The 21,024-nt window shown below is 65.5% G+C and carries 19 protein-coding genes and 2 tRNA genes; 7 read left to right on the top strand and 14 right to left on the bottom strand.

Annotated features, from left to right (window positions below):
* The first annotated feature begins 201 nt into the window (after positions 1-201).
* From ACSF9G_RS12115 to hmuQ, 7 genes are read left to right on the top strand one after another with little or no spacing between them, the layout of a single operon-like run.
* Positions 202-2,394 (top strand): TonB-dependent hemoglobin/transferrin/lactoferrin family receptor, encoded by a 2,193-nt coding sequence (locus tag ACSF9G_RS12115; protein ID WP_436641857.1) that lies wholly within the window; start codon positions 202-204, stop codon positions 2,392-2,394.
* A gap of 18 nt (positions 2,395-2,412) precedes the next feature.
* Positions 2,413-2,943: a hypothetical protein gene (locus ACSF9G_RS12120; RefSeq protein WP_436641859.1), complete on the top strand. Its 531-nt coding sequence runs from the start codon at positions 2,413-2,415 to the stop codon at positions 2,941-2,943.
* Between the two features lie 12 nt (positions 2,944-2,955).
* Positions 2,956-3,708, top strand: a complete 753-nt coding sequence (locus tag ACSF9G_RS12125) for a MotA/TolQ/ExbB proton channel family protein (RefSeq protein ID WP_436641861.1) — start codon at positions 2,956-2,958, stop codon at positions 3,706-3,708.
* On the top strand, positions 3,698-4,090 hold the full coding sequence (locus tag ACSF9G_RS12130) for an ExbD/TolR family protein (protein WP_436641863.1): 393 nt from the start codon (positions 3,698-3,700) through the stop codon (positions 4,088-4,090). Before ACSF9G_RS12125 ends, ACSF9G_RS12130 begins: the two co-directional genes overlap by 11 nt.
* Before the next feature lie 9 nt (positions 4,091-4,099).
* Positions 4,100-4,507 carry an ExbD/TolR family protein gene (locus ACSF9G_RS12135; protein ID WP_436641865.1) on the top strand — a complete coding sequence of 136 codons (408 nt, stop codon included), beginning with the start codon at positions 4,100-4,102 and terminating at the stop codon, positions 4,505-4,507.
* Positions 4,504-5,589 carry an energy transducer TonB family protein gene (locus ACSF9G_RS12140; protein ID WP_436641867.1) on the top strand — a complete coding sequence of 362 codons (1,086 nt, stop codon included), beginning with the start codon at positions 4,504-4,506 and terminating at the stop codon, positions 5,587-5,589. The genes ACSF9G_RS12135 and ACSF9G_RS12140 overlap by 4 nt, the downstream gene beginning before the upstream one ends.
* A gap of 47 nt (positions 5,590-5,636) precedes the next feature.
* Positions 5,637-5,966: a heme-degrading protein HmuQ gene (gene hmuQ / locus ACSF9G_RS12145; protein WP_436641869.1), complete on the top strand. Its 330-nt coding sequence runs from the start codon at positions 5,637-5,639 to the stop codon at positions 5,964-5,966.
* Between the two features lie 197 nt (positions 5,967-6,163).
* Here hmuQ and ACSF9G_RS12150 read toward each other — a convergent pair whose 3' ends face one another.
* From ACSF9G_RS12150 to lon, 14 genes are all read right to left on the bottom strand, one after another.
* Positions 6,164-7,093, bottom strand: coding sequence for an ABC transporter permease (locus tag ACSF9G_RS12150; protein WP_436641871.1), 930 nt, complete (start codon positions 7,091-7,093; stop codon positions 6,164-6,166).
* The gene (locus ACSF9G_RS12155) at positions 7,086-8,123 is read right to left on the bottom strand and encodes an ABC transporter permease (RefSeq protein ID WP_436641873.1); all 1,038 of its coding nucleotides are present in this window, start codon (positions 8,121-8,123) and stop codon (positions 7,086-7,088) included. Before ACSF9G_RS12155 ends, ACSF9G_RS12150 begins: the two co-directional genes overlap by 8 nt.
* Positions 8,120-9,700: an ABC transporter ATP-binding protein gene (locus ACSF9G_RS12160; protein ID WP_436641875.1), complete on the bottom strand. Its 1,581-nt coding sequence runs from the start codon at positions 9,698-9,700 to the stop codon at positions 8,120-8,122. The genes ACSF9G_RS12155 and ACSF9G_RS12160 overlap by 4 nt, the downstream gene beginning before the upstream one ends.
* Before the next feature lie 13 nt (positions 9,701-9,713).
* Positions 9,714-10,670, bottom strand: a complete 957-nt coding sequence (locus ACSF9G_RS12165) for a BMP family protein (protein ID WP_436641877.1) — start codon at positions 10,668-10,670, stop codon at positions 9,714-9,716.
* Positions 10,671-10,737: 67 nt separating this feature from the next.
* Entirely contained in the window at positions 10,738-11,409 is a 672-nt protein-coding gene (locus tag ACSF9G_RS12170; RefSeq protein ID WP_261618007.1) for an isochorismatase family protein, read from the bottom strand.
* Between the two features lie 14 nt (positions 11,410-11,423).
* On the bottom strand, positions 11,424-11,993 hold the full coding sequence (locus ACSF9G_RS12175; RefSeq protein WP_436641880.1) for a helix-turn-helix domain-containing protein: 570 nt from the start codon (positions 11,991-11,993) through the stop codon (positions 11,424-11,426).
* Positions 11,994-11,997: 4 nt separating this feature from the next.
* The gene (locus ACSF9G_RS12180) at positions 11,998-12,288 is read right to left on the bottom strand and encodes an acetone carboxylase subunit gamma (protein WP_436641882.1); all 291 of its coding nucleotides are present in this window, start codon (positions 12,286-12,288) and stop codon (positions 11,998-12,000) included.
* Positions 12,288-14,096, bottom strand: a complete 1,809-nt coding sequence (locus ACSF9G_RS12185) for a hydantoinase B/oxoprolinase family protein (RefSeq protein WP_436641884.1) — start codon at positions 14,094-14,096, stop codon at positions 12,288-12,290. The genes ACSF9G_RS12180 and ACSF9G_RS12185 overlap by 1 nt, the downstream gene beginning before the upstream one ends.
* Before the next feature lie 5 nt (positions 14,097-14,101).
* Entirely contained in the window at positions 14,102-16,216 is a 2,115-nt protein-coding gene (locus tag ACSF9G_RS12190) for a hydantoinase/oxoprolinase family protein (RefSeq protein WP_436641886.1), read from the bottom strand.
* A 20-nt stretch (positions 16,217-16,236) separates the two neighbouring features.
* Positions 16,237-16,812: a helix-turn-helix domain-containing protein gene (locus ACSF9G_RS12195; protein ID WP_436641888.1), complete on the bottom strand. Its 576-nt coding sequence runs from the start codon at positions 16,810-16,812 to the stop codon at positions 16,237-16,239.
* 866 nt (positions 16,813-17,678) lie between these two features.
* Positions 17,679-17,755: transfer RNA gene (locus tag ACSF9G_RS12200), tRNA-Asp, on the bottom strand.
* A 177-nt stretch (positions 17,756-17,932) separates the two neighbouring features.
* Positions 17,933-18,008: transfer RNA gene (locus ACSF9G_RS12205), tRNA-Val, on the bottom strand.
* A gap of 147 nt (positions 18,009-18,155) precedes the next feature.
* The gene (locus tag ACSF9G_RS12210) at positions 18,156-18,503 is read right to left on the bottom strand and encodes an HU family DNA-binding protein (protein ID WP_495542736.1); all 348 of its coding nucleotides are present in this window, start codon (positions 18,501-18,503) and stop codon (positions 18,156-18,158) included.
* Between the two features lie 87 nt (positions 18,504-18,590).
* Positions 18,591-21,014: an endopeptidase La gene (gene lon, locus ACSF9G_RS12215; protein ID WP_436641891.1), complete on the bottom strand. Its 2,424-nt coding sequence runs from the start codon at positions 21,012-21,014 to the stop codon at positions 18,591-18,593.
* Between the last annotated feature and the right edge of the window lie 10 nt (positions 21,015-21,024).

A 21,024-nucleotide genomic window follows, 5' to 3' on the forward strand; every position in this document is an offset into this window, starting at 1 on the left:
ACTCACGAACGAGGCGCCGGAACGCCTTCCATTAAACTTGACTGTAATAGTCGTATTAAACTAGAACGCAAGCTATTGGCAATCGACGCCTCCCGCCGGAGACCGTCGAACGCCGCTGTCAGCAAGCCAAAGACCCTCAGGTTGAGTAGCAAGCCGCGCTTTTTCCGAAAGGCGCTTTCGCTAGTCGCACTGGGGGCTCAGATGACGCTGCACCGCAACCGATTCCGCACTTTCCGTTCCACCCTGCTTCTGTCGACGGCGCTTGCCGTCGCCGCCGGCGCGGCCGGCGCACAGCAAGCCGACGCCACCAACGTCCACCTCGACGAGATCACCATCGTTCCCTCCAAGACGGAGGAAGAAGCGGTCGATTCGCTGGCGTCGGTGAGCGTCGTCAATCAGTCGGAGCTGCAGATCCTGCAGCCGACCACCACCCAGGACATCTTCTTCGGGATGCCGAACGTCACCGTCGGCGTATCGCAGGATGCAAGCCACGCCGGCTCGAGCTTCAACATCCGCGGCCTGCAGGATTTCGGCCGCGTACAGGTGATCCTCGATGGCGCCCGCAACAATTTCCAGCGCAACGACCACGGCGCGACCTCCACGGTCTGGATCGAGCCGGAGATGATCAACGCCGTGACCGTGGTGCGCGGACCCGTCTCGAACACCTACGGCTCCGGCGCCATCGGCGGCGTCATCGTCTTCGAGACCAAGTCGGCATCCGACTTCCTGAAGCCCGACGAGACGATCGCCGGTTCGATCAAGGGCCGCTACGAGACCAATGGCGACGGCTGGACGACCGCGGCAACCGGGGCGGCGCGCATCGGCGAGGCCTTCGACGTGATCGGCAATGTCGTCTACCGCGCGGCCGACGACTACGAGGACGGCAACGGCATGACCGTCCCCTATTCGCGCTACGACGTGCTGGGCGGTCTGGCCAAGGCCCGGTTCCGCCCCGCCGACGGCCACGAAATCACGCTGGGCTGGGTCGGCAACCACGACAACTGGTACGAATCCGGCACCGTTCAGGACGTCACGCTGGACGAGAATACCTTTACCGGCAAGTACACCTTCTCCACGCCCGACAATCCCTGGATCGACCTCACCGTCAGCGGATTCCACGTCGACGCGGATCAGTCGCAGACCTCGCAGGATCCCGCGTTCCGCTACAATCCGGCAACGGGCCTGCCGGTGTTCGTGCCCGCCGGCGCAACCCGCGAGTTCACCCTGCAGACGACCGGTTTCGACGGCTGGAACACGTCGCGCTTCGACACCGGGCCGCTACGTCACGCGGTGACCTACGGCGGCGACTGGTTCCGCGACACCGCGGAGACAAACGATCCGCTGGGCGGCGCGCACGTCTACAATCCCTCCGGCAAGCGTACCGCATACGGCGCCTACATCCAGGATCAGATCGAGTACTCGAACTGGCTGGAGGTGATCGGCGCCCTGCGCTGGGACGGCTATGAGCTCACCGGCAGCGGCGTCGATAATTCCGACGACCGCGTTTCCCCGCGCCTCACCATCGGCGTGAAGCCGTTCGAGGAAACCTTCCTGCGCGACGTGCAGATCTACGGCACCTACGCGGAGGGCTACCGCTCGCCGAGCATCATCGAGACGCTGATGACCGGTCTGCATCCCTCCGGCGTCGCCTTCCCCTTCCTGCCGAATCCGAACCTCGTCCCGGAAACGGCGAAGACCTGGGAAATCGGCATCAACGTCAAGCGCGACGACGTGCTGGCCCCCGGTGACGGCTTCCGGATGAAGGCGGTCTGGTTCCACAACGACGTCGACGACTATATCGGCCTCACCTACCTGTCGCCCTTCGATCCGACGGCCGGTTGCCCCATCGTGCCGCTTCCCTGGTCGATCCCGATCTGCGCGCAGTACCAGAACTTCGACCGGGTCGAGATCCAGGGCTTCGAACTGGAGGCGGTCTACGATACCGGCTGGATGTTCGCCAGCCTCCAGGGCTCGGCGATCACCGGGCGGGACTTCTCGACCACGCCCGCCTCGCCGCTCCTGTCGGTGCCGCCCGACCAGGTCACCGGCCGGCTCGGCTTCCGCATGCTCGACGAAAAGCTGACCGTCGGCGGCGAGCTGCAAATGGTGAGGCCCTATCGGGTCGGGAACTACGCGACCAACCCGGTGCTGCAGAGCTCGATCATCGACGGCTACGAGCTGGTGAACCTGTTCGCTTCCTACGCGCCGAACGACAACCTGCGCTTCGACGTCCGATTGGAGAACGTCTTCGACGTCGCCTACGGGAACTACCTCAACGTCGCCGCCGGCTCGCCTATTCTCGAACAGGGCTTCAACGCCAAGTTCGCCGCGACCCTGCGCTTCGGCGTTGACGGGGAGGCGCTGCCGGACGAACCGGCCGCCTACAAGCCGTAACCTTCTGGAGCCCACACCATGAAAGCCCGCGAGCCCGTAACCGGAAACGCCCCCCTGTCACACGACAGAGGGGCGATCCCGCGGTCCCGTAGCCGGTCTCGGCTTTCGTTCCGGGCCGCCCTCGCCACGCTGGCGCTCCCGCTCCTGCCGGTCGGCGCCGGTTCGGCGAACGGCGAAGAAACAGCGATTCTGGTCGAGCTCAACCGGCTCGAAACGGTCGAGAATGCCTGCCGGCTGAGTTTCGTTCTGACCAATGGCCTGGACGCTTCCATCGAGACCCTTTCGGTCGAGGCGGTGTTGTTCGACACAGACGGCCGTGTCGACCGGTTCCTCCTGCTGAAGACCCGCCCCTTGCCAAGCGGGCGTACGCGCGTCCAACAATTCGATGTGGCCAGCCTGTCCTGCGGACGAATCGCGCGCATCCTGCTCAATGATGTGACCGCATGCTCGGGCGACGGTCTGACGCCTTCGGCCTGTCTCGCCGCGCTCCGGCCGGCCAGCCGGGCGGACGTGCCCTTTACGACCGTGCTCGCCCCGACGGGTGACTAGTCAGGAGAAGACATGGACGAGACAACCGCACCTTCCGCGCCATTGCCCGCGCCCGGCCTCGCCGACAGCGGCGTTGGCGGCTCGATCCTCTCGGGCCTGCATCAGATCCTCGACCTGGGAGGTCCGATCGTCGCGCTGTTGCTGGTCCTGTCCGTGGTCGCCCTGACGATCGCACTGGTGAAGGCCTGGCAATTCGTGCGTCTGCGGCCCGCGCGGATCCACCTGATCGCCGCCGTGGAGCGCTGGCGTCGCGGCGAGACCCGGCTGGCTGCGGAACAGGCCGCCCTCTGGAGCGGCCCACTCGCCGACGTCGTCAATTGCGCCATGACCGGACTTCTCTCCGGTGCGAGTGGCGATATCGTCCGTGAGGAAGTCGAGCAGACCGCCGACGAGGCCGTCGGCGAGCTGCGTTCCTATCTGCGCGGGCTGGAGGCGATTGCCCAGGCCGCGCCGCTGCTCGGGCTCCTGGGCACCGTCATCGGCATGATCGACGCCTTCCGGGTGCTGGAATCGAGCGGCGGCGATGTTGACCCGGCGGCGCTGGCCGGCGGCATCTGGGTGGCGCTTCTGACGACCGCCGTCGGCCTCGCCGTGGCGATTCCCGCGGCGCTCCTGTTGCACTGGTTCGACGGACGCGTGGACGGCGAACGACGTACGATCGAGCGGCTGGCGACGCTCATCCTGACCAATCCGCCGCTGGCCGAAAAGGCGGCTCCGGCAACGGTCGCATTGCATCCGGCTGCGGGCCACGGCCATGCGCACTAGGCCCCTGCCCTCCATACGGCGAACGACCAGTCTGACGGCACTGGTCGACGTCGTCTTCCTTCTGCTCTTGTTCTTCATGCTGGCGTCGAGTTTCTCGCGCTTCTCCGAGATCGACGTGACTCTCGGCGGCAGCGGAACGCCGGATATGCCGGTCGCGGAGCTGGCCAATGTCCTGCTTACGGTCGATGCGGATCGCCGTTTTGCCGTAAACGGTCTCGCCGTTGCCGCGGATGCGCTCGTCGAGACCTTGCGCGACCTCGGCTCGGCCGAGACCCAGCGGATCCTGCTCAGGCCGACGGTCCGGGCGACGGCGCAGGATATCATCACGGCGCTGGAAACCGCGCGCGGCGCACGCGCCGGCGACGTCGTCCTGGTGCACTGAGGCGGATCGATGCGACTTTCCGCTCCCCCGAAACGCCGGTCCGACGACGGCATCGTGCCGCTCATCAACATTGTCTTCCTGCTGCTCATCTTCTTCCTGATCGCCGGCACCATCGCGCCGAAACCGGAGATCGACGTCGCCTATCCGGAGACGGAGAAAAGCCCGGGCGCCAACGCGCCGGCGGACGCTGTCTACGTGTCGGCGGACCGTCGGATTTCCTATCGAGGCTTGCCGGTGGATCTCGGCGGGCTGGCGGCGATGGTCGCGACGGTCAATCCCGCATCACAGGAGGCGCCCCTCGCCGTCGTCGTCGATCAAGCGTTGCCCGCGAAAGAGCTGTCTCCCGTACTCGCCACCCTCGCCGCCGCCGGCGTCGTCAGGATCCGGCTGATTACCAGGCGCGGGGGTGGGTCGTGATCGGGGCCAGGCAGTGGGCCATCGCCGCGGCGATTGCGGTCGGATTGCACGGCGTCGCGCTGGGCCTCGCCGGATACCCGTCGAAGGTCACGATGGAAGGCGCCGCCGGCCGGCCCGGAACGGTGTGGGGGTTGCCGGTCGAGACGATCGCGGATGTCGTCGATCTTGCCGCCGAACCGACCGAGACCGGCGAGCCGCAGGCCACGGACACCCCGGAGACGCCAGAAACGCCTGAGACGGCCGAGACGCCGGAAACATCCAAACCTGCCGGGACATCCGACGTTGCCGAAGCCGTGGCCGCGGATACACCGGATGCACTCGAGCCGCCTGTCGGCCCCGAAACAGAACCGCTCGCGAAACCGACCGACGACGCCGCGCGAGGTCCGGAGATCCCGGCACCCTCGTCCTGGGACGGCGGCGAGGCGATCGCGGCACAGGAAACCGAAACGGCCGAACCGGTGGAGCCCGCTGCAACGTCCGGGGTCTCAGGCTCGCAAGTCTCAGACCCGCAAATCTCAGATCCCCGGGTCGCAGCCCTTGCCCCGATCGATGAGGCCGAGCCCGTCACGGCCACCGACATCACGACTCCGGTCCCCAGGGTCCGGCCGGCCGATGTCCCGCGCGTCGCCGCGCCGCCCAAAAAGCCCGAACCCGCAAAGAAGACGGCGCCGCAGCCGAAGGCCGCCGTCAAGCCATCCCCCTCGCGGAGCACTGAGCGCGCGCCTCCCGCGGCTGCGCCCGCCGGCGAACAGGTCGGCGGCGCCGGCAAGCAGCAGTCGGACGGCGGGCGGCAGCTCGTCTCCTCCTATGCCGGCCGCGTGGCCTCGCATCTGCAACGGCACAAGCGCTACCCGAAGGAGGCCGCCGCCAGGCGCCTGTCGGGCACAGCGACCATCACCTTCACTATCGCCGCCAACGGCCAGGTGCGGGCCGCACGCCTGTCTCGCAGTTCCGGAACGAGCGCCTTCGATCGCGAGGTCGTCGCGATGGTCGACCGCGCCGCGCCGTTTCCACCGATCCCGCAGGCGCTCGGCAGGAGCACCATGACCTTCACCGTCCCCATTCGTTTCAAGCCGCGTTGAGAAGACCGGCTCAAGCACCCATGTCTCAAGCAAAAGGGAGAATACCGATGTTCATCGCCATGAACCGTTTCAAGGTCGTCAAGGGCTCGGAAGCCGATTTCGAGAGCGTCTGGCGAAACCGCGACAGCCACCTCGACGACATGCCCGGCTTTGTCGAATTTCACCTGCTGAAGGGGCCGGAACGGGACGATCACACGCTTTATTCCTCCCACACGGTCTGGAAGGACCGCGCCGCCTTCGAGGCTTGGACCCGGTCCGAGGCCTTCCGCCAGGCGCACAAGAACGCCGGCAGCAACAAGCCGCTCTATCTCGGCCATCCCGAATTCGAAGGCTTCGAGTCGGTGGTGGACCTGAAGAAGACGGCCGCAGCCGCCTGAACCGACGGATCGGATCGTTTCGGATCACCGGGGCGCCGACGCGTCGGCGTCAACGAAGAACAGCACGGTCGCACCCAAGCGGCCGAAACACGACGCGGGCCGTGGGCCCGCGTCGTCATGTGCTGGGACGGCTGTGACCCGCAGAGTGTGCCAGCGCCGGGCCACGCATGGTGCCGAAGGTATCCACGCGGCCGGCTTCAGCGCGGCTTGGCGAAGGGAATCCCGAGGGCCGCGGGCATCCGGCTGCTGCGCGAACCGACCGCCAGCGAGACGATGGCCACGACGTATGGTGCGATCACGAAGAACTGGTAGGGCACTGCCGGAAAGATCGTCTGCAACCTGATCTGGGCCGCGTCGGCGATGCCGAAGACCAGCGCGACCAGCACGGCCGCCACCGGATTCCAGCGCGCGAAGACCACGCAGGCGATGGCCAGGAAGCCACGTCCGGCGGTCATGTTCTCCACGAAGCCCCAAAGGTGCGCGGTCGACAGGAATGCGCCCCCCGCGCCCGCGAATCCGCCGGCGACCAGGACGCACAGGAACCTGACGCGGTCGACGTTGATTCCCGCCGAATCCGCGGCAACCGGCGTCTCCCCGACGGCCTTGATGATCACGCCCAGCCGCGTGGCCCTGAACATGTAGGCCATGGCAATTGCGGACGCGACCGCGAGATAGACCAGCGCGTGCTGTCCGAACAGGATGGGACCGATCACCGGGACGTCCGCGAGCCCGAGAATGTCCAGTTCGCGAAATCCGGGGATCTTGACCGCGGTCCCCGCCTCGCCGAGCGTCAGCCGATAGCCGTAGCCGGACAGGCCGAGGCCGAGGAACAGAAGGGCGATCCCCGACACGATCTGCTCGGTCTTGAGGCGCACCACGAAATAGGCATGCACGCCGGACATGGCGATACCGGCCACGATCGCCGCCAGAAGGCCCACCCATGGACTCCCCGAATACACGGCAAACAGGACGGCGACGAAGGCACCGACCAGCATGATGCCTTCGATGCCCACGTTGATGACTCCGGCCCGCTCCGAGAGCGTCTCGCCAATGGCCGCGAGCGCGATCGGCGCGGCGAGCCGGATCCCGGCCGCCAGCAGCGAGCTCAGGAATACCACCTCATCCATTGGCCGATGCCCCCCGCATTCCGCCCGGGCCGCGGCGCAAGGCGATGCTGGCCGCAAGGAAGATCAGGATGATCGCCCCCTCCATGATGTTGATCAGCGGGAACGGCACGACACCGTTGCGCGCCAGCGCGCCAAGGCCTGAGTACAGCAACGAGAAACCGAACGCCGACACCGGAACAAGAAGCGGATTGAGGCGAGCGACCAGCGCCACGGCTATCGCGGCGATGCCGAAGCCCGGCGCGAAGCCTTCCTGAAGGCGTCCGTACAGTCCGGCCACCTCGACGGCGCCGGCCAGTCCGGCCAGCGCCCCGGATATCACCAGCACCGTCGCCGCCATGCGCGACGGGCTGATCCCGGCATACTGCGCGGCATGATCGTTCGACCCGACGACCGCGAGCCGGTATCCGAAGCGTCCGCGCATCACGGCAAGCGCCACGACAACCACGGCCAGCACGGCGACGATCAGCCCCGCGTGTATCCGCGTTCCGTCGAATAGGACCGGCAGGCGCAGCGCCTGGTCGATCGCGTCGGTACGCGGAATGATCCTCATCTTCTCCTGGAGCGGACCGCGTACGAGCCACGACAGCATCTGCACCGCAACATAGTTCAGCATGATCGTCGCGATGATCTCGTTGCCGCCGAACCGCGCCTTGATGCCCCCGGCGATGCCGCCCCAGACGGCGCCCCCCAGGAATCCGAGGCCCAGGAAGAGCACGATCCCTGCGACGTTGGCGGGAAGAAGCGGCGCGGCGACGACGGCGACAACGCTGCCAGCGATCAGCTGGCCGTCCATGCCGATATTGAAGATGCGCGCCTTGAACGCGATTGCGATGCCAAGCCCCATGATGGTCAGCGGAATCGTGCGCAGCAGGGCTTCGAGCAGGCCGGCGCGGGTAAACAACGCCCTCTCGACAATGCCGTAGACGATGTCGGCCGGATTGGCGCCGGCGAGAAGGATCGCGATCACGACCATCGCGACGAGAAACGCCACCGCGACCAGCGCCGGTTTCCGCAGTTCGGTCCCCGTCATGCCGGCACGTCCTCGTGCCCGGCAATCCAGGCACCGATTGTGCGCCGGTCCACCTCGGCGCACCGCGCCGGTCCGAATGTCCGCCCGCCGGCAAACACCACGATCCGGTCGGCGATCTTGAGGATTTCGTCGATGTCGGAAGACAGGAGAAGGATCGACCGGCCCGCCTCCCGCGCCTCGTCGAGCACCTGATGGACGAAGGCGATGGTATTCAGGTCGAGACCACGCGAGGGATGGGCGGCGAGGATCAGCCGGGGATCGCCGTCGAGCTCGCGCGCCAGCACCACCTTCTGCTGATTGCCGCCGGACAGGTTCTTCATGCGTTCGCCGCTGCCGGGCGCACGCACCTTGAACCGGGAAATCCGTTCGTCGACCACTTGCGCCAGGTATCTGTTCCTCAAGAGGCCGAACCGCGTGAAGCCCGGATCGTCGAGATGGCTGAGCAGATAGTTCTTGGCCAGGCTCATGTCGCCCACGATTCCGGATCGCCGTCGGTCTTCAGGAATATGACTGACGCCGGCTCGCCGCAGCCGCGCCGGCGTCCAGTCGTTCATCCGGGAATTGAGGCCGAGGCAGTCGACTTCGCCATCGGCGGGGCGCTGCATGCCAGCAAGGCAGCGGACGAGTTCGCTCTGGCCGTTGCCGTCGACACCGGCGGCGGCGACGATTTCGCCGGCGTGGAGTTCAAGAGACAGGCCGGCGACGGCAACCGATCCGTTCGGCCGGCGCAGGGTCACGTCACGGACGCGGCACACGACTTTTCCGGGCGGATGGGTATGTCCGGCGATGTCATCCGCGGTTGCGCCTTCGGACGGTATCTGCACCTCCGCGCGCGCCTTGGCGTCCGCCCCGACCATATGCGACACGATGGTATCCGCGGACAGACCGCGCACCGGGAGACTGGCGGCCACCGCCCCGTTGCGCAGGATCACCGCGCGGTCGGCGACCGCGAAAATATCCTCGAGTTTGTGGGTGATAAGCACCACGGAAACGCCCTGCCCCTTGAGCCCGCGGACCGTCTCGAACAGGCGTGCCTTGTCTTCCGCGCCCAGCACCGCGGTCGGCTCGTCGAGAATCAACAGGCGGACCTCGTGCATCAGTGCCTTGATGATCTCGATGCGCTGCTGATGCGCGACGTCGAGGCTGTCGATGCGCTGGCGCTTGTCGAACTGGAAACCGAGTGTCTCGGCGACCTTGCCCGCACGCTCTCCCAGAGCCGCGCGATCGATCTTTCCAAGCCCGATTTCCCGGGCCTGGAGCGCGATGTTGTCGAGCGCGGACAGGGTGGGCACGAGCATATAGTGCTGATGCACCACCCCGATCCCCGCCTCGACGGAGTCCGCGGGCGTGGCGAAGACGGTCGGAACGCCATCGATCTCGATGGCGCCCTCGTCCGGCGGGAAGACGCCCGACAGCATGTTGACGATCGTCGACTTGCCGGCACCGTTTTCGCCGACCAGGGCGAGGACTTCGCCCTGGCCGATCTCCAGATCGACGGCCCTGTTTGCGACGACGTCTCCGAACCGCTTCGTCACGCCGCGCAGCGCGACGAGCGGCGTCGCGAGGTTCTCGGTCACGGCTACCGCCGGCTCAGGGCAGATCTTGGATCTTGCCGGCACGGATATCCTCGACCAGCGTGTCGATCCGTGCCTTGTCCTCTGCCGGGATAGCGGCCTCGAAGTCGCGCAGAGGCGCCAGGCCGATACCGCCTTCCTCGAGCCCGAGGACATACGTCTCCGGCTTGAGGGTACCGTCCATCAGCTTGCCCACCGCCAGGTCGATGTTGACGTCCATGTTGATGAGCGCCGTCGTGATGATGGTTTCCGGCGCCATGGCATGGCTGTCGAACGCGGTGCCGATTGCCAGAACCTCGGCCTTCTGCGCCGACTGGATCGTGCCGACGACGTTCTCGTTGCCCGTCGACGTGACGACGTCCGCCCCCTGCTCGATCAGCGAGGTGGTGATCTCCGCGCCGCGCGCGATATCGGAGAACGAACCGACATAGGCCGACAGCACCTCGGTATCCGGGCGCATCGCCTTGGCGCCCCGCTCGAACCCGAGATTGTAGTCCTCGATGACCGGCACCGGGATCGCGCCGATATGGCCGATCTTGCCGTTTTTGGAGAACAGCGCGGCCACCGCGCCGGCCATGTAGCCGGCATCGCCCCAGCGATTGTCGAACGAAGCTACATTGGGCTCGGCGGCAACCTGGGCCGTGTTCACCACGAACCAGGTGTCGGGATACTCCGCATGGATCTCCATCACGGGTTCGGCGAACTGGAACCCGTGGCCGATGACCATGTCATAGCCCTCTTCCGCGTAGGACCGGAGCACGTCCTGGATCTGCGCGAAATCGGTGTTCTCGCGAACAGCCACCTCGATATCGTACTTGGCCTTGGCGGCCTCGATCCCCTTGTTTGCGGCGGAATTGAACGTCCCGTCCGTAATCGGTCCGGGGAGCACCAGGGCTACCCGCTTGGTCTCCGCCTGGCCCGGTGCCGTCGCCATGACGACGGCAAGAACGGTTCCTGCAATTAGCTTCCACATGTCGGTTTCCTCTTTTTTGGCTAGGTGCCGCCTGATTTATTGTTGTTCTGGAGATGGTCTGCCGGCTTCAGCGATTCAGCCTCTCCAGTATCTCGTCCACGGTCATCACATCTCCAAACTGCTGGATGATGTTCTCGAGCGTGCCGCGGTGCTCGGCCTCCGACAGAGCGGCGGTGCCGTCCGAAACCATCACCACCTTGAAATCCATCATCATCGCGTCGCGAGCGGTGGATTCGCAGCACACGTTGGTCTTCGTGCCGCAGATCAGCAGGGTGTCGATGTTCAGGCTGCGCAGGACGCGCTCGAGCTGGGAGGATCCCGGAACGAGCGCGCTGTAGCGGTTCTTGAAGAGCTTGATGTCCGGCTCCTCGACCGTGAGTTCATGCCAGATATCCTGGCCCGAGCCGCCGGGCGAAAGGCTTTCGATGGTCCGCGAGCGGACATCGTCGGAGACGAAGAAATCGAAGAAGTTGCGCCAGTCGCTGCTGTCGCCCGTGCCCACATTGGCGTGCGTGCACCAGACCACGGTGCCGCCGGCGCGGCGCAGGCCGTCGGCGAGCCGGTTGATCGATGGCACGATGTCGCGCGACGCCGGCACCTCCGCCGGCGCGCCCGGCTCGCAAAAGGTCTTCTGCATGTCGATCACGACCAGAGCCGTGCGCTTCGCCTCGAGATCATCGAACAGATGCAGACGTCCGCGGCGCGCCACCACCCGATCGATTATATGCTGACTTATCATTTTGTAGTCCTTCATCAGAATGACAGACCGTCCGAGAAGACCCACAGAAGCTCCGCGGGCCCGTCGCTGTCGTTGTACCAGCGGTGAGGCGTATCCGATTGGAAGTGCAGGGAATCCCCCTGCGCGATTTCAACGATCGTCCCATCGATGTCGTAGGTGATCCGTCCCGACAGGACATGAGCCAGTTCCTCGCCGGGATGGGACATGAACTCCTCGCCGGAATGGGCGCCCGACCCAATCGTGCCGATGCGCGATTCCAGCAGGCCGGGCACGAATCCGCTGCTCAGGTCCTCGAGCACGAGGGCCATTTCGGGGAAGGAGCGCCTGCCCCTTTGGTTGCGCCGGACGACGGAATAGCGCGCATGCTGCGTGCGGGTCCGATCGAGCAGGAAGCCCAGATTGGCCTGCAGCGCCGTGGCCAGGTTGATCGCGTTGACGAGGCTGGGATTGAGCAATCCGTTCTCGATCTTGCTGATCGTGCTGACCGGCACGCCGGACCGCTTGGCAAGCGCCGCTATGCTCAACCCCTGATCCTGGCGCAACTGCCGGATCCGGAGGCCGAGCGTATCCGCGGCCTTGCTCATGTGCCTAGCCCCTCACCCGGTCGATCAGGAACGGCTCGCCCTTGAGGGCGGTTTCCGTATCCAGGGCGACGCCGCAGCCGGGGCAATAGAACCGGCGCAGCATCAGGTTCGGATCGGTCGCCGCGAAGACGGCACCCGCGCTTTCGCAGAGCGGGCTCTCCTCGAGCCGGGCCGCCTCCTTCCAGATGTCATCCGCGGAGCACAGCCGGTGGCCGCAGGAGCGGCAGACCAGCGCCTCGCCGGCACCCTCCGCCGAGCGATCGATCGTCGCAGAGTAAGGTCGCTTCTCGCTCATCACACCAGCTCCCTGCCAAGTCGCGCCGCCATCCGGCCCCTGCGCAGGCGTTCCGTCTCCGCCTGGTCGACCGCGCCGCCTTCGCCAAGCGCAACACCGTAGATTTCCTCGGCAGCCGACCGGCTGACGAGCCCCTCACGCACATCGCCGGCGACCCGGTCGGGATCTCGCGCCAGCGGATCGCCATAGCCGCCGCCGCCGTTCCAGCGCACGTACAGCGCGTCCTTGCCCATCAGCGGAAACACGCCCCAGGACACAGGCTCGGCCCGGCCGTTCAGCCGCTCGTCCTGCGCCCCGTCCTCGCCTGGGGCCTCGTCATGCTTGACCCAGAGGTACCGGTTCGGCGCACCGGGATAACCGCCGGCCAGGCCGTCGCTCATCGGATGGCGGGCGCCCTTGCCGGAAATCACGTAGTGGATTCCTCCGTCCGGCGCCTTGTGCGGAACGATCGCCAGTTCTCCGCCGGTACCGCCGCGCCACTCTCCCGGCCCTCCGGAATCGGTCATCCGCTTGCGGAAGAGATAGCGGACCGGGAAGTTCGCCTCGACGGTTTCGACATTCGCCATCCGCGAAATCGGATTGGGAATTTCGCCGCCGATTTCCACGCCGTCGGCAAACGACCGGGCGCCACCGGCGCCGGCGAACGTCTCCGTCAGAATGCCGATCGACTCGCCGCCCTTCTGGTTGCGGCCGAACTTAAAGATCGCGAAATGATTGGCGTGCCAGACCGCGGTCGCCTGGCCACGATACTTCTCGCTGGCCGCGAGCATCTTGCCGATCGTCGCGCAGGCGGCGTTGTTGACGGACTGGATCGCCGCGACTGTCGCCACCGACACCGGCGCCGGCCGGGTGCAGTTCACGATAGAGCCGTCCGGCGCGATCATCTCGACCGGCTCGATGACGCCCTCGTTCCAGGTGATGTCGTAGCACAGCAGCGGAAACAGCGGCGCGAACAGGCCGCCGAGCGACGCCCATTTCGTGCAATTGATCGCGTAGCGGCTTTGCGGGCTGGACCCGGTGAAGTCGAACACCAGCCGGTCGTCCGACTTGGTCATCGTCAGCCGGACCACCGCGGTCTCGCCGTTCACATCGAGATACTGCCGCGACTGCCAGGACCCGTCGGGAAGTTCGCGAAGCCGCGCCCGGAACAGGTCTTCCGACTGCCGGATCAATTCCGACCCCGCCGCATCCACGGTTTCGGGCCCGTATTTCTCGATCAGCGCCTGCATCCGTTCGCGCGCCACGTTGTTGCAGGCGATCATGGAGCGCAGATCCAGCGTCACCATCTCAGGCGAGCGCACCATATTGAGCATGGTGTCGAGCACGTCGTCGACCATCTCGCCCTGATCGACGATCTTGATGCCCGGAGACGAGAAGCCCTCGGTGAAGATGTCGGGCGACTGCGGGCTGAAGCCCCCCGGATTCATTGCGCCGATGTCGTAGACATGCACGAAGCAGGCGCTCCAGGCGACCAGCTTGCCGTCGTAGTGGATAGGCGCCACCAGGTAGATGTCGGACGTGTGCAGCGCCGCCGTGTACGGGTCGTTGAGAAGGAAGACGTCGCCTTCGCGGATGCGTCCCTCGAACCGTCGGATGATTGCCTTGCAGGCTTCGGCGGCACTGGTCAGATGGTGCAGAAATCCGACGCCGCCCATCAACAGCGATCCGTCCGCCCGGTACAGCGAGACCATCAGGTCGTGGCCTTCGTTCGTGATGGCGCTGCCGGAGACGTGCTTCAGGGTGATCACCGCCTCATCGATGATGCGGAACAGCCGGTGCCGGATAATCGAAAACGTCATCGGGTCCATGATGGTCACCCCTCCAGCTCGAGCACGATGTTACGGTAGCCGTCCATCCGGGCCGTCTGGCCTGCCTGTACGGCGATCGTGGTAATCGGCGTGTGGATGACAGCGGGCCCGGCCAGGCGGTTGCCCGGTTCAAGTCGGGTAAAGTCGTAGATGTCGGCCTCCACCAATGCACCGTGCCTTTCGGAAAAGACGGGGCGCCGGCCGATCTTCGCCGCGCCTGCATCCGTGGCCCCTTCGGCCACCTTCGGAAGTTTCGGACGCTCGATCTTGCCGCTCGCCGTCAGTCGGAACATCGTCATCTCGACGCCGGCCTCGCGATAGGCCGAGCCCTTGCCGAACTTGCGCTCGTACAGGGCCTCGAAGTCCGAGATCAGCGTATCGAGACCGGCCTGGTCGAGCGGCGTCGCCGCGCGTATCGGCGTCGTAACCTCGTGCACCTGCCGGCGATAGCGCAGGTCCACCGACCAGTTCAGGGCGATACGGTCCTCGGGAAAGCCCTCGCTCAGGAGCTGCTCGCGTGCCTGCTCGGCCAGCGGGGCGAAGATCGCGTTGACCTCGTCCGCGGAGGCCTCCGCCGGCAAGGTCGTGGTCGTGGAATACTCGTGACGGACGTCGGCGGTGACCAGCCCGAAGGCGCAGTTGACCGACGCGGTATACGGAATGACGATCCGGCGCACCTGGAGTTCGCTGCCGAAGGCGGATGCCAGCATGCCGCACGAACCGCCGAAGGAATGCAGCACGAACTCGCGCGGATCGAGCCCCCGCTCGACCGTGATCTTTCGGATCAGGTCGGTGATCTGGGCAGAGGCGACCCGATAGATGCCGATCGCCGCCTCCTCGACGGAGACGCCGAGCGGACCGGCAATCCTGTCCTGGAACGCCCGGCGGGCACCGTCGGCATCCAGCGACATGGACCCGCGCAGGAAGTGTCCCGGATCCATGTAGCCGATCAGCAGCATCACGTCCGTCAGCGTCGGTTCGGTGCCGCCCAGCCCGTAGCATACCGGTCCGGGACGGGAGCCGGCCGAGCGCGGCCCGACGGTCGGCAGCTGCGTCTTCGGATCCAGCTGGATAATACTGCCCCCACCGGCGCCGATTGAAACAACATCGATCTTCGGCGCCACATAGTGATACCGGTCGACGAGCGGTTCCCGGGCGAATTCGATCTCGCCCTTCTGAATGACGCCGACCTTGAAGGTCGTGCCGCCCATGTCGGCGGCGATGATGTCGGCGTCGCCCATCATGTCGCCGAGGAACTTCGCCCCGATGACGCCCGCCGCCGGCCCGCACTCGATCATGCCGACCGACCGCTCGGCGGCCTCGTTCACCGGCAGGAGGCCGCCGTAGCCCTGCATCACCATGGTCTGCCCCCGATAGCCGTTGCGGCGCAGCTGGGCCTCGAGATCGTTGAGATAGTCGCGGGCGATCCGGCCCGCATAGGCATTGATGACCGTCGTCGACGTCCGTTCGTACTCGCCGGGAACCGGAGCGATATCGCTCGAAATCGTCACGTAGGTTTCCGGCGAGACCCGTTTGATGACGTCCCGCACGGCGCGTTCGTGTTCGGGATTGAAGAACGACCACAGGAAGGAGACGGCGATTGCCTCGACCTTCTTGTCTTCGACGAGGAACCGCACGGCCTGTTCGGCACTGGCAAGATCGATCGGCTCGACGATGTCGCCGTCGCAATCGACGCGTTCCCTGACGCCGGCAATCGCATCGCTGGCGATCAGCGGCTCTGCCCGGCTGGTCGTCACCGGGTTCTTGATGCCGTCCTCGGTGAGCCCCGACCAGCGGCCGTAGGCCCCGCGGGTGACGAACAGCGTGTCCTCGAAGCCCTGGGTCGCGATGAGGCCGGTCGGCGCGCCGTCCCGCGTCAGCAGCGTGTTGTCGGCAACGGTCGAGCCGTGCATGAAAAGCGTCGTGTTTTCGAGAACTTGCTGCAGCGGTAGCCCCATGACCTCGACGGCGGACCCGATCGAGTTCAGGACGCCCGTGGCGAAGTCCGGAGGCGTCGAAAGCGCCTTGCCGATATGAATGTCCCCGGACGACGATACGATGATCGTGTCGGTGCACGTTCCACCGACATCGGTCGCGACGAGATAGCTGATTTCAGTCATGCGGCCGGGTTTCCTTGTCTTCAGTCTTGCGATGCTGCGCCGTTCGAGCGGACGGCTTCCACGACGAGAACCTGGCTGTCGCCACCGTCCGCGCGCCACGCGCCTTCGACACCGGCGTCGATGTGCAGGCTGTCACCCCGGCGCAGCTTGATCGTCTCTCCATCCACGTCGACGGAAACGGCGCCCTTGAGGACATGATAGAAAACGGGATTGGCGGGGTGCGGTATCGACGCGGCGGGGTTGGACGGCTTGACGATGCGAGAGTTCATCCGCGGTTCCCGCAACGTCCTGACGAGCGGGGTCACTCCGTCACCCAGGTCGGCGGCACGCGTGACATCCGGCAGGGGTGGCTCGGACCGGGCCACCTCGACCAACTCGTCGAGCGTCAGTCCGAGTGAATCAACGACCGCGACCATGGTCGCAAGCGCGGGATTTGAGCGCCCCGCCTCCAGCTCGCGAATTGCCCGCGGCGAAAGTCCCGCGGCGTTGGCAAGCTGGTTCTGCGTCATCCTTTCACGCTCGCGGGCCTGCCGGACCTGATGCCCGATACGGCGCAGTTCCCTGGGACCAAATAGCGGTGAAAGTCGGACGGTCATCGGCAGAAACTTTCATTTGGTTCCGAAGTATGGTCGTAAGTGAAATTTCGTGTCAATGGGGAAAAAATCAGGTCGTACAGCATGTCTTGAGCAAGCCGGTCCTGTCACACGGCTCTTCGCGGCACATTCGCTCTTCAAATGAACTGGCGTTTGCCGCCGGGATCGCTCGTGACGGGCTTGCCCAAATGGAGGCGAGGACGTGCTCGTCGAACGCCCCCCCAATCGGCGAGGCCGGAAAGCAAACATGGATTGATCCCGTGCCTGCCGGCCGAACGGCTGTCGCGAGTTCCTTGATGGCAAGCGGCATGACGATGTGGTGAGGCGCGACGTCTTCCAAACGCCCGAGAGGACACGGCTGCGGACCGGACAATGGTGCCGGATCTACGGCGCGTGGCCCCTGCTCGTCTCGGCACCATCGACCGCCTACCCCCGCAATCACGGGTAGCATGGCTGGAAGCGCATCTGCCTGGGGCGGAATCGCGCGGACGGCCAGCCCCTCGAGTCCCGAAGGGCCATGACGGTCATGCGTTGTGGAAAACTATGACCGCCGTGAGCGACCGCAAGCGGAGACAGGCCCGCCTCTGGACGCGCCAACGGCCGCGGCAGGGCACAGTAGACCGGCAATCAGGAAGCAGGCCCTCCTGTCTGTCAGCAGCCGTCCTGGACGCTATCTCGCCACCTTGGGCACCGAGCCGCACGACGGTGCCGGTCAACGGGCACAACGATCCGGTCGATCGCCAAGGCGCTCGATAACGACACCCAAGGCCACCCGGCGGGAACGGCCCATGCACAAAAGCCCGAACGCACCGACGGGGCTCGGGCTTTTCACGGCCAGACTAAAAGGATGTTGAATTGTAAGGGGAAATTGGCGGGAGTGACGGGACTCGAACCCGCGGCCTCCGGCGTGACAGGCCGGCGCTCTAACCAACTGAGCTACACCCCCGAACGCGCGGGAAGTGTCCCCCGCATCAGGTTGCTTCGACTTAAGTGACCGCCCGATCCAAGTCAAGCGGCCCGATCGCGAATTCGGAGCAATCTCAGCCCCTATTCACGGAAATCTGCCGTCGCTGCCACCGCCCCGCTGTCCGAGACGATTCAAGGAAGCCGACGGCGGCGGAAATGGTGGGCGGTGAGAGGCTCGAACTCCCGACATCCACGGTGTAAACGTGGCGCTCTACCAACTGAGCTAACCGCCCTCGCCCGCGCTTTTCGCGGGTGATCTCGATGTATCGTCCACCCGGCGCTCGCGCAAGGCGCATCGATACATCGAAAAGCCCCGTGCCGTATCCGGTCACGGGGCCTTTCGTAAGTCTGATCAAGCAGGCGCCCGAAGGCGCCGCCAATCACTTCACAGCGTCTTTGAGACCCTTGCCGGCCTTGAACTTCGGCAGCTTGGTCGCAGCAATCTGAATGGGTTCGCCCGTCTTCGGGTTACGGCCGGTCGAAGCCGCGCGCTCGGCGACGGAAAACGTACCGAAACCGGCAATCTTCACTTCATCGCCACTCTTGAGGGCCCCCGTAATCGCGTCCAGCACGGCATCCACGGCACCAGCCGCCTGGGCCTTGGGGAGCGACGAGTCGTTCGCGACCTGCGCGATGAGATCGGCCTTGTTCACGGTCTTATCCTTTCGTCCACGTTTCTGATAGGTGCACTCGGCGAATCGCCGCCTGTACGCGGAGTTTAACGCCAGAGCGCCGAGAAATAAGGTGTTGTCGAACCGACATCTACAAAAAAGAAAACGCCCGCCGGCCCGGCGGGCGCCTTCATATCGCTCAGATCAGTGCGCCACAAGCCCGGACTGCGCGTCGTCGGCCACAACCTGGGAGGTCTCGGCCGGCTCTACCCATTCGATGGCCTCCGGCACCCGCGTCAGCGCAAGCCTGAGCACCTCCTCCATCCGCGACACCGGAATGATTTCCAGCCCGCTCTTGAGGTTGTCCGGGATTTCGGCGAGATCCTTGGCGTTGTCCTCGGGGATGATCACCGTCTTGATGCCACCCCTGAGCGCCGCAAGCATCTTCTCCTTGAGGCCGCCGATCGGCAGGACCCGGCCGCGCAGCGTGATTTCGCCGGTCATGGCGACGTCCTTGCGGACGGAAATGCCGGTCATGATCGACACGATGGCGGTCGCCATCGCCACGCCCGCCGACGGCCCGTCCTTCGGGGTCGCCCCCTCCGGCACGTGCACGTGGATGTCGCGCTTGTCGAACAGCGTCGGCACGATCCCGAAATCGATCGACCGCGAGCGCACATAGGCGGCCGCTGCCTGGATCGATTCCTTCATCACGTCCCGCAGGTTGCCGGTCACGGACATCTTGCCCTTGCCCGGCATCATCACGCCTTCGATCGTCAGCAGCTCGCCGCCGAACTCGGTCCAGGCAAGGCCCGTCACCACGCCGATCTGATCCTCGCGCTCGGCCTCGCCGAAGCGATAGCGCGGCACGCCGAGGAAGTCCTCGAGGTTCTTGCCCGTGACCTTGATCGACTTCTTCTGGGTGACGATCAGCTCCTTGACCGCCTTGCGGGCGAGCGTCGCCAGCTCCCGTTCGAGATTGCGCACGCCGGCTTCCCGCGTGTAACGCCGGATGACGGTGATGAGCGCCTCGTCGTCAATCGAGAACTCCTTGCCCTTGAGGCCGTGCTCGCGAATCGCCTTCGGGATCAGATGCCGCCGCGCGATCTCGACCTTCTCGTCCTCCGTGTAGCCGGCGATGCGGATGATCTCCATCCGGTCCATCAGGGCCGGCGGGATGTTCAGCGTGTTCGCCGTCGTCACGAACATCACGTTCGACAGGTCGTAGTCGACCTCGAGGTAATGATCGCTGAAGGTCGAGTTCTGTTCCGGATCGAGCACCTCGAGCAGCGCCGCGGACGGATCGCCGCGGAAATCCGCACCCATCTTGTCGATCTCGTCGAGAAGGAACAGCGGGTTGGTGTGCTTGGACTTGCGCATCGACTGGATGACCTTGCCGGGCATCGAGCCGATATAGGTGCGCCGGTGACCGCGGATCTCCGCCTCGTCACGCACGCCGCCAAGCGACACGCGCACGAATTCGCGCCCCGTGGCCTTGGCGATCGACTTGCCGAGCGACGTCTTGCCGACGCCGGGCGGGCCGACCAGGCACAGGATGGGTCCGCGCAGCTTGTTGGCGCGCTGCTGAACGGCCAGATACTCGACGATCCGGTCCTTGACCTTTTCCAGCCCGAAGTGATCCGCATCCAGGACGCCCTGGGCGTGGCCCAGATCCTTCTTGATGCGCGATTTCTTGCCCCACGGGATCGACAGCAGCCAGTCGAGGTAGTTGCGCACCACCGTCGCCTCCGCCGACATCGGGCTCATCTGCTTGAGCTTCTTCAGCTCGGCAAGGGCCTTCTCGCGGGCTTCCTTCGACAGCTTGGTCTTGGCGATCTTCTCTTCAAGCTCGGAAATCTCGTCGCGCCCCTCGTCGGAGTCGCCGAGTTCCTTCTGAATCGCCTTCATCTGCTCGTTCAGGTAGTACTCGCGCTGCGTCTTCTCCATCTGACGCTTGACGCGGCTCCTGATGCGCTTCTCGACCTGGAGAACGCTAATCTCGCTCTCCATCAGCCCAAGCACCTGCTCGAGCCGCCCGGTGACCGAGACGGACTCCAGGATCTGCTGCTTCTCGGGGATCTTGACGGCCAGATGCGACGCCACGGTGTCCGCGAGCTTCGAATAGTCCTCGATCTGGGTGACCGCGCCGAGCACCTCGGGCGACACCTTCTTGTTCAGCTTCACGTAGTTGTCGAATTCCGAAACCACGGAGCGCGCGAGCGCCTCGACCTCGACCGCATCGCCCTCTTCCTCGGCCAGCGCGATGGCTTCAGCCTCGAAGTAGTCCTCGCGATCGGTGAACTGGGTGATGCGCGCCCGGCTTTGGCCTTCAACCAGCACCTTGACGGTCGAATCCGGCAGCTTCAGAAGCTGCAGCACGGTGGCGATCGTGCCGACCTCGTAGATAGAATCGGTCTCGGGGTCATCGTCGGCGGCGTTCTTCTGGGTCGCCAGAAGAATCGGCCGCTCGGCCCGCATCACCTCCTCGAGCGCGCGAATCGACTTCTCGCGCCCGACGAACAGCGGGACGATCATGTGCGGGAAGACCACGATATCGCGCAGGGGAAGGACCGGATAGATATCCTGCCCGTCGGGTGTCCCTGTGACGCGCGGCTTCACGTTGGCCATATTCGATGTC

The organism is Microbaculum mangrovi, assembly GCF_051390635.1.
Classification (GTDB): Bacteria; Pseudomonadota; Alphaproteobacteria; order Rhizobiales; family Tepidamorphaceae; genus Microbaculum.

Coding starts and splice junctions, on each gene's coding strand:
- ACSF9G_RS12155 (WP_436641873.1), bottom strand. CDS start 8,123: ATGACGGGGACCGAACTGCGGAAACCGGCGCTGGTCGCGGTGGCGTTT.
- ACSF9G_RS12135 (WP_436641865.1), top strand. CDS start 4,100: ATGCGACTTTCCGCTCCCCCGAAACGCCGGTCCGACGACGGCATCGTG.
- ACSF9G_RS12190 (WP_436641886.1), bottom strand. CDS start 16,216: ATGACTGAAATCAGCTATCTCGTCGCGACCGATGTCGGTGGAACGTGC.
- ACSF9G_RS12195 (WP_436641888.1), bottom strand. CDS start 16,812: ATGACCGTCCGACTTTCACCGCTATTTGGTCCCAGGGAACTGCGCCGT.
- ACSF9G_RS12125 (WP_436641861.1), top strand. CDS start 2,956: ATGGACGAGACAACCGCACCTTCCGCGCCATTGCCCGCGCCCGGCCTC.
- ACSF9G_RS12130 (WP_436641863.1), top strand. CDS start 3,698: ATGCGCACTAGGCCCCTGCCCTCCATACGGCGAACGACCAGTCTGACG.
- hmuQ (WP_436641869.1), top strand. CDS start 5,637: ATGTTCATCGCCATGAACCGTTTCAAGGTCGTCAAGGGCTCGGAAGCC.
- ACSF9G_RS12165 (WP_436641877.1), bottom strand. CDS start 10,670: ATGTGGAAGCTAATTGCAGGAACCGTTCTTGCCGTCGTCATGGCGACG.
- ACSF9G_RS12170 (WP_261618007.1), bottom strand. CDS start 11,409: ATGATAAGTCAGCATATAATCGATCGGGTGGTGGCGCGCCGCGGACGT.
- ACSF9G_RS12115 (WP_436641857.1), top strand. CDS start 202: ATGACGCTGCACCGCAACCGATTCCGCACTTTCCGTTCCACCCTGCTT.
- ACSF9G_RS12185 (WP_436641884.1), bottom strand. CDS start 14,096: ATGGACCCGATGACGTTTTCGATTATCCGGCACCGGCTGTTCCGCATC.
- ACSF9G_RS12120 (WP_436641859.1), top strand. CDS start 2,413: ATGAAAGCCCGCGAGCCCGTAACCGGAAACGCCCCCCTGTCACACGAC.
- lon (WP_436641891.1), bottom strand. CDS start 21,014: ATGGCCAACGTGAAGCCGCGCGTCACAGGGACACCCGACGGGCAGGAT.
- ACSF9G_RS12180 (WP_436641882.1), bottom strand. CDS start 12,288: ATGAGCGAGAAGCGACCTTACTCTGCGACGATCGATCGCTCGGCGGAG.
- ACSF9G_RS12150 (WP_436641871.1), bottom strand. CDS start 7,093: ATGGATGAGGTGGTATTCCTGAGCTCGCTGCTGGCGGCCGGGATCCGG.
- ACSF9G_RS12175 (WP_436641880.1), bottom strand. CDS start 11,993: ATGAGCAAGGCCGCGGATACGCTCGGCCTCCGGATCCGGCAGTTGCGC.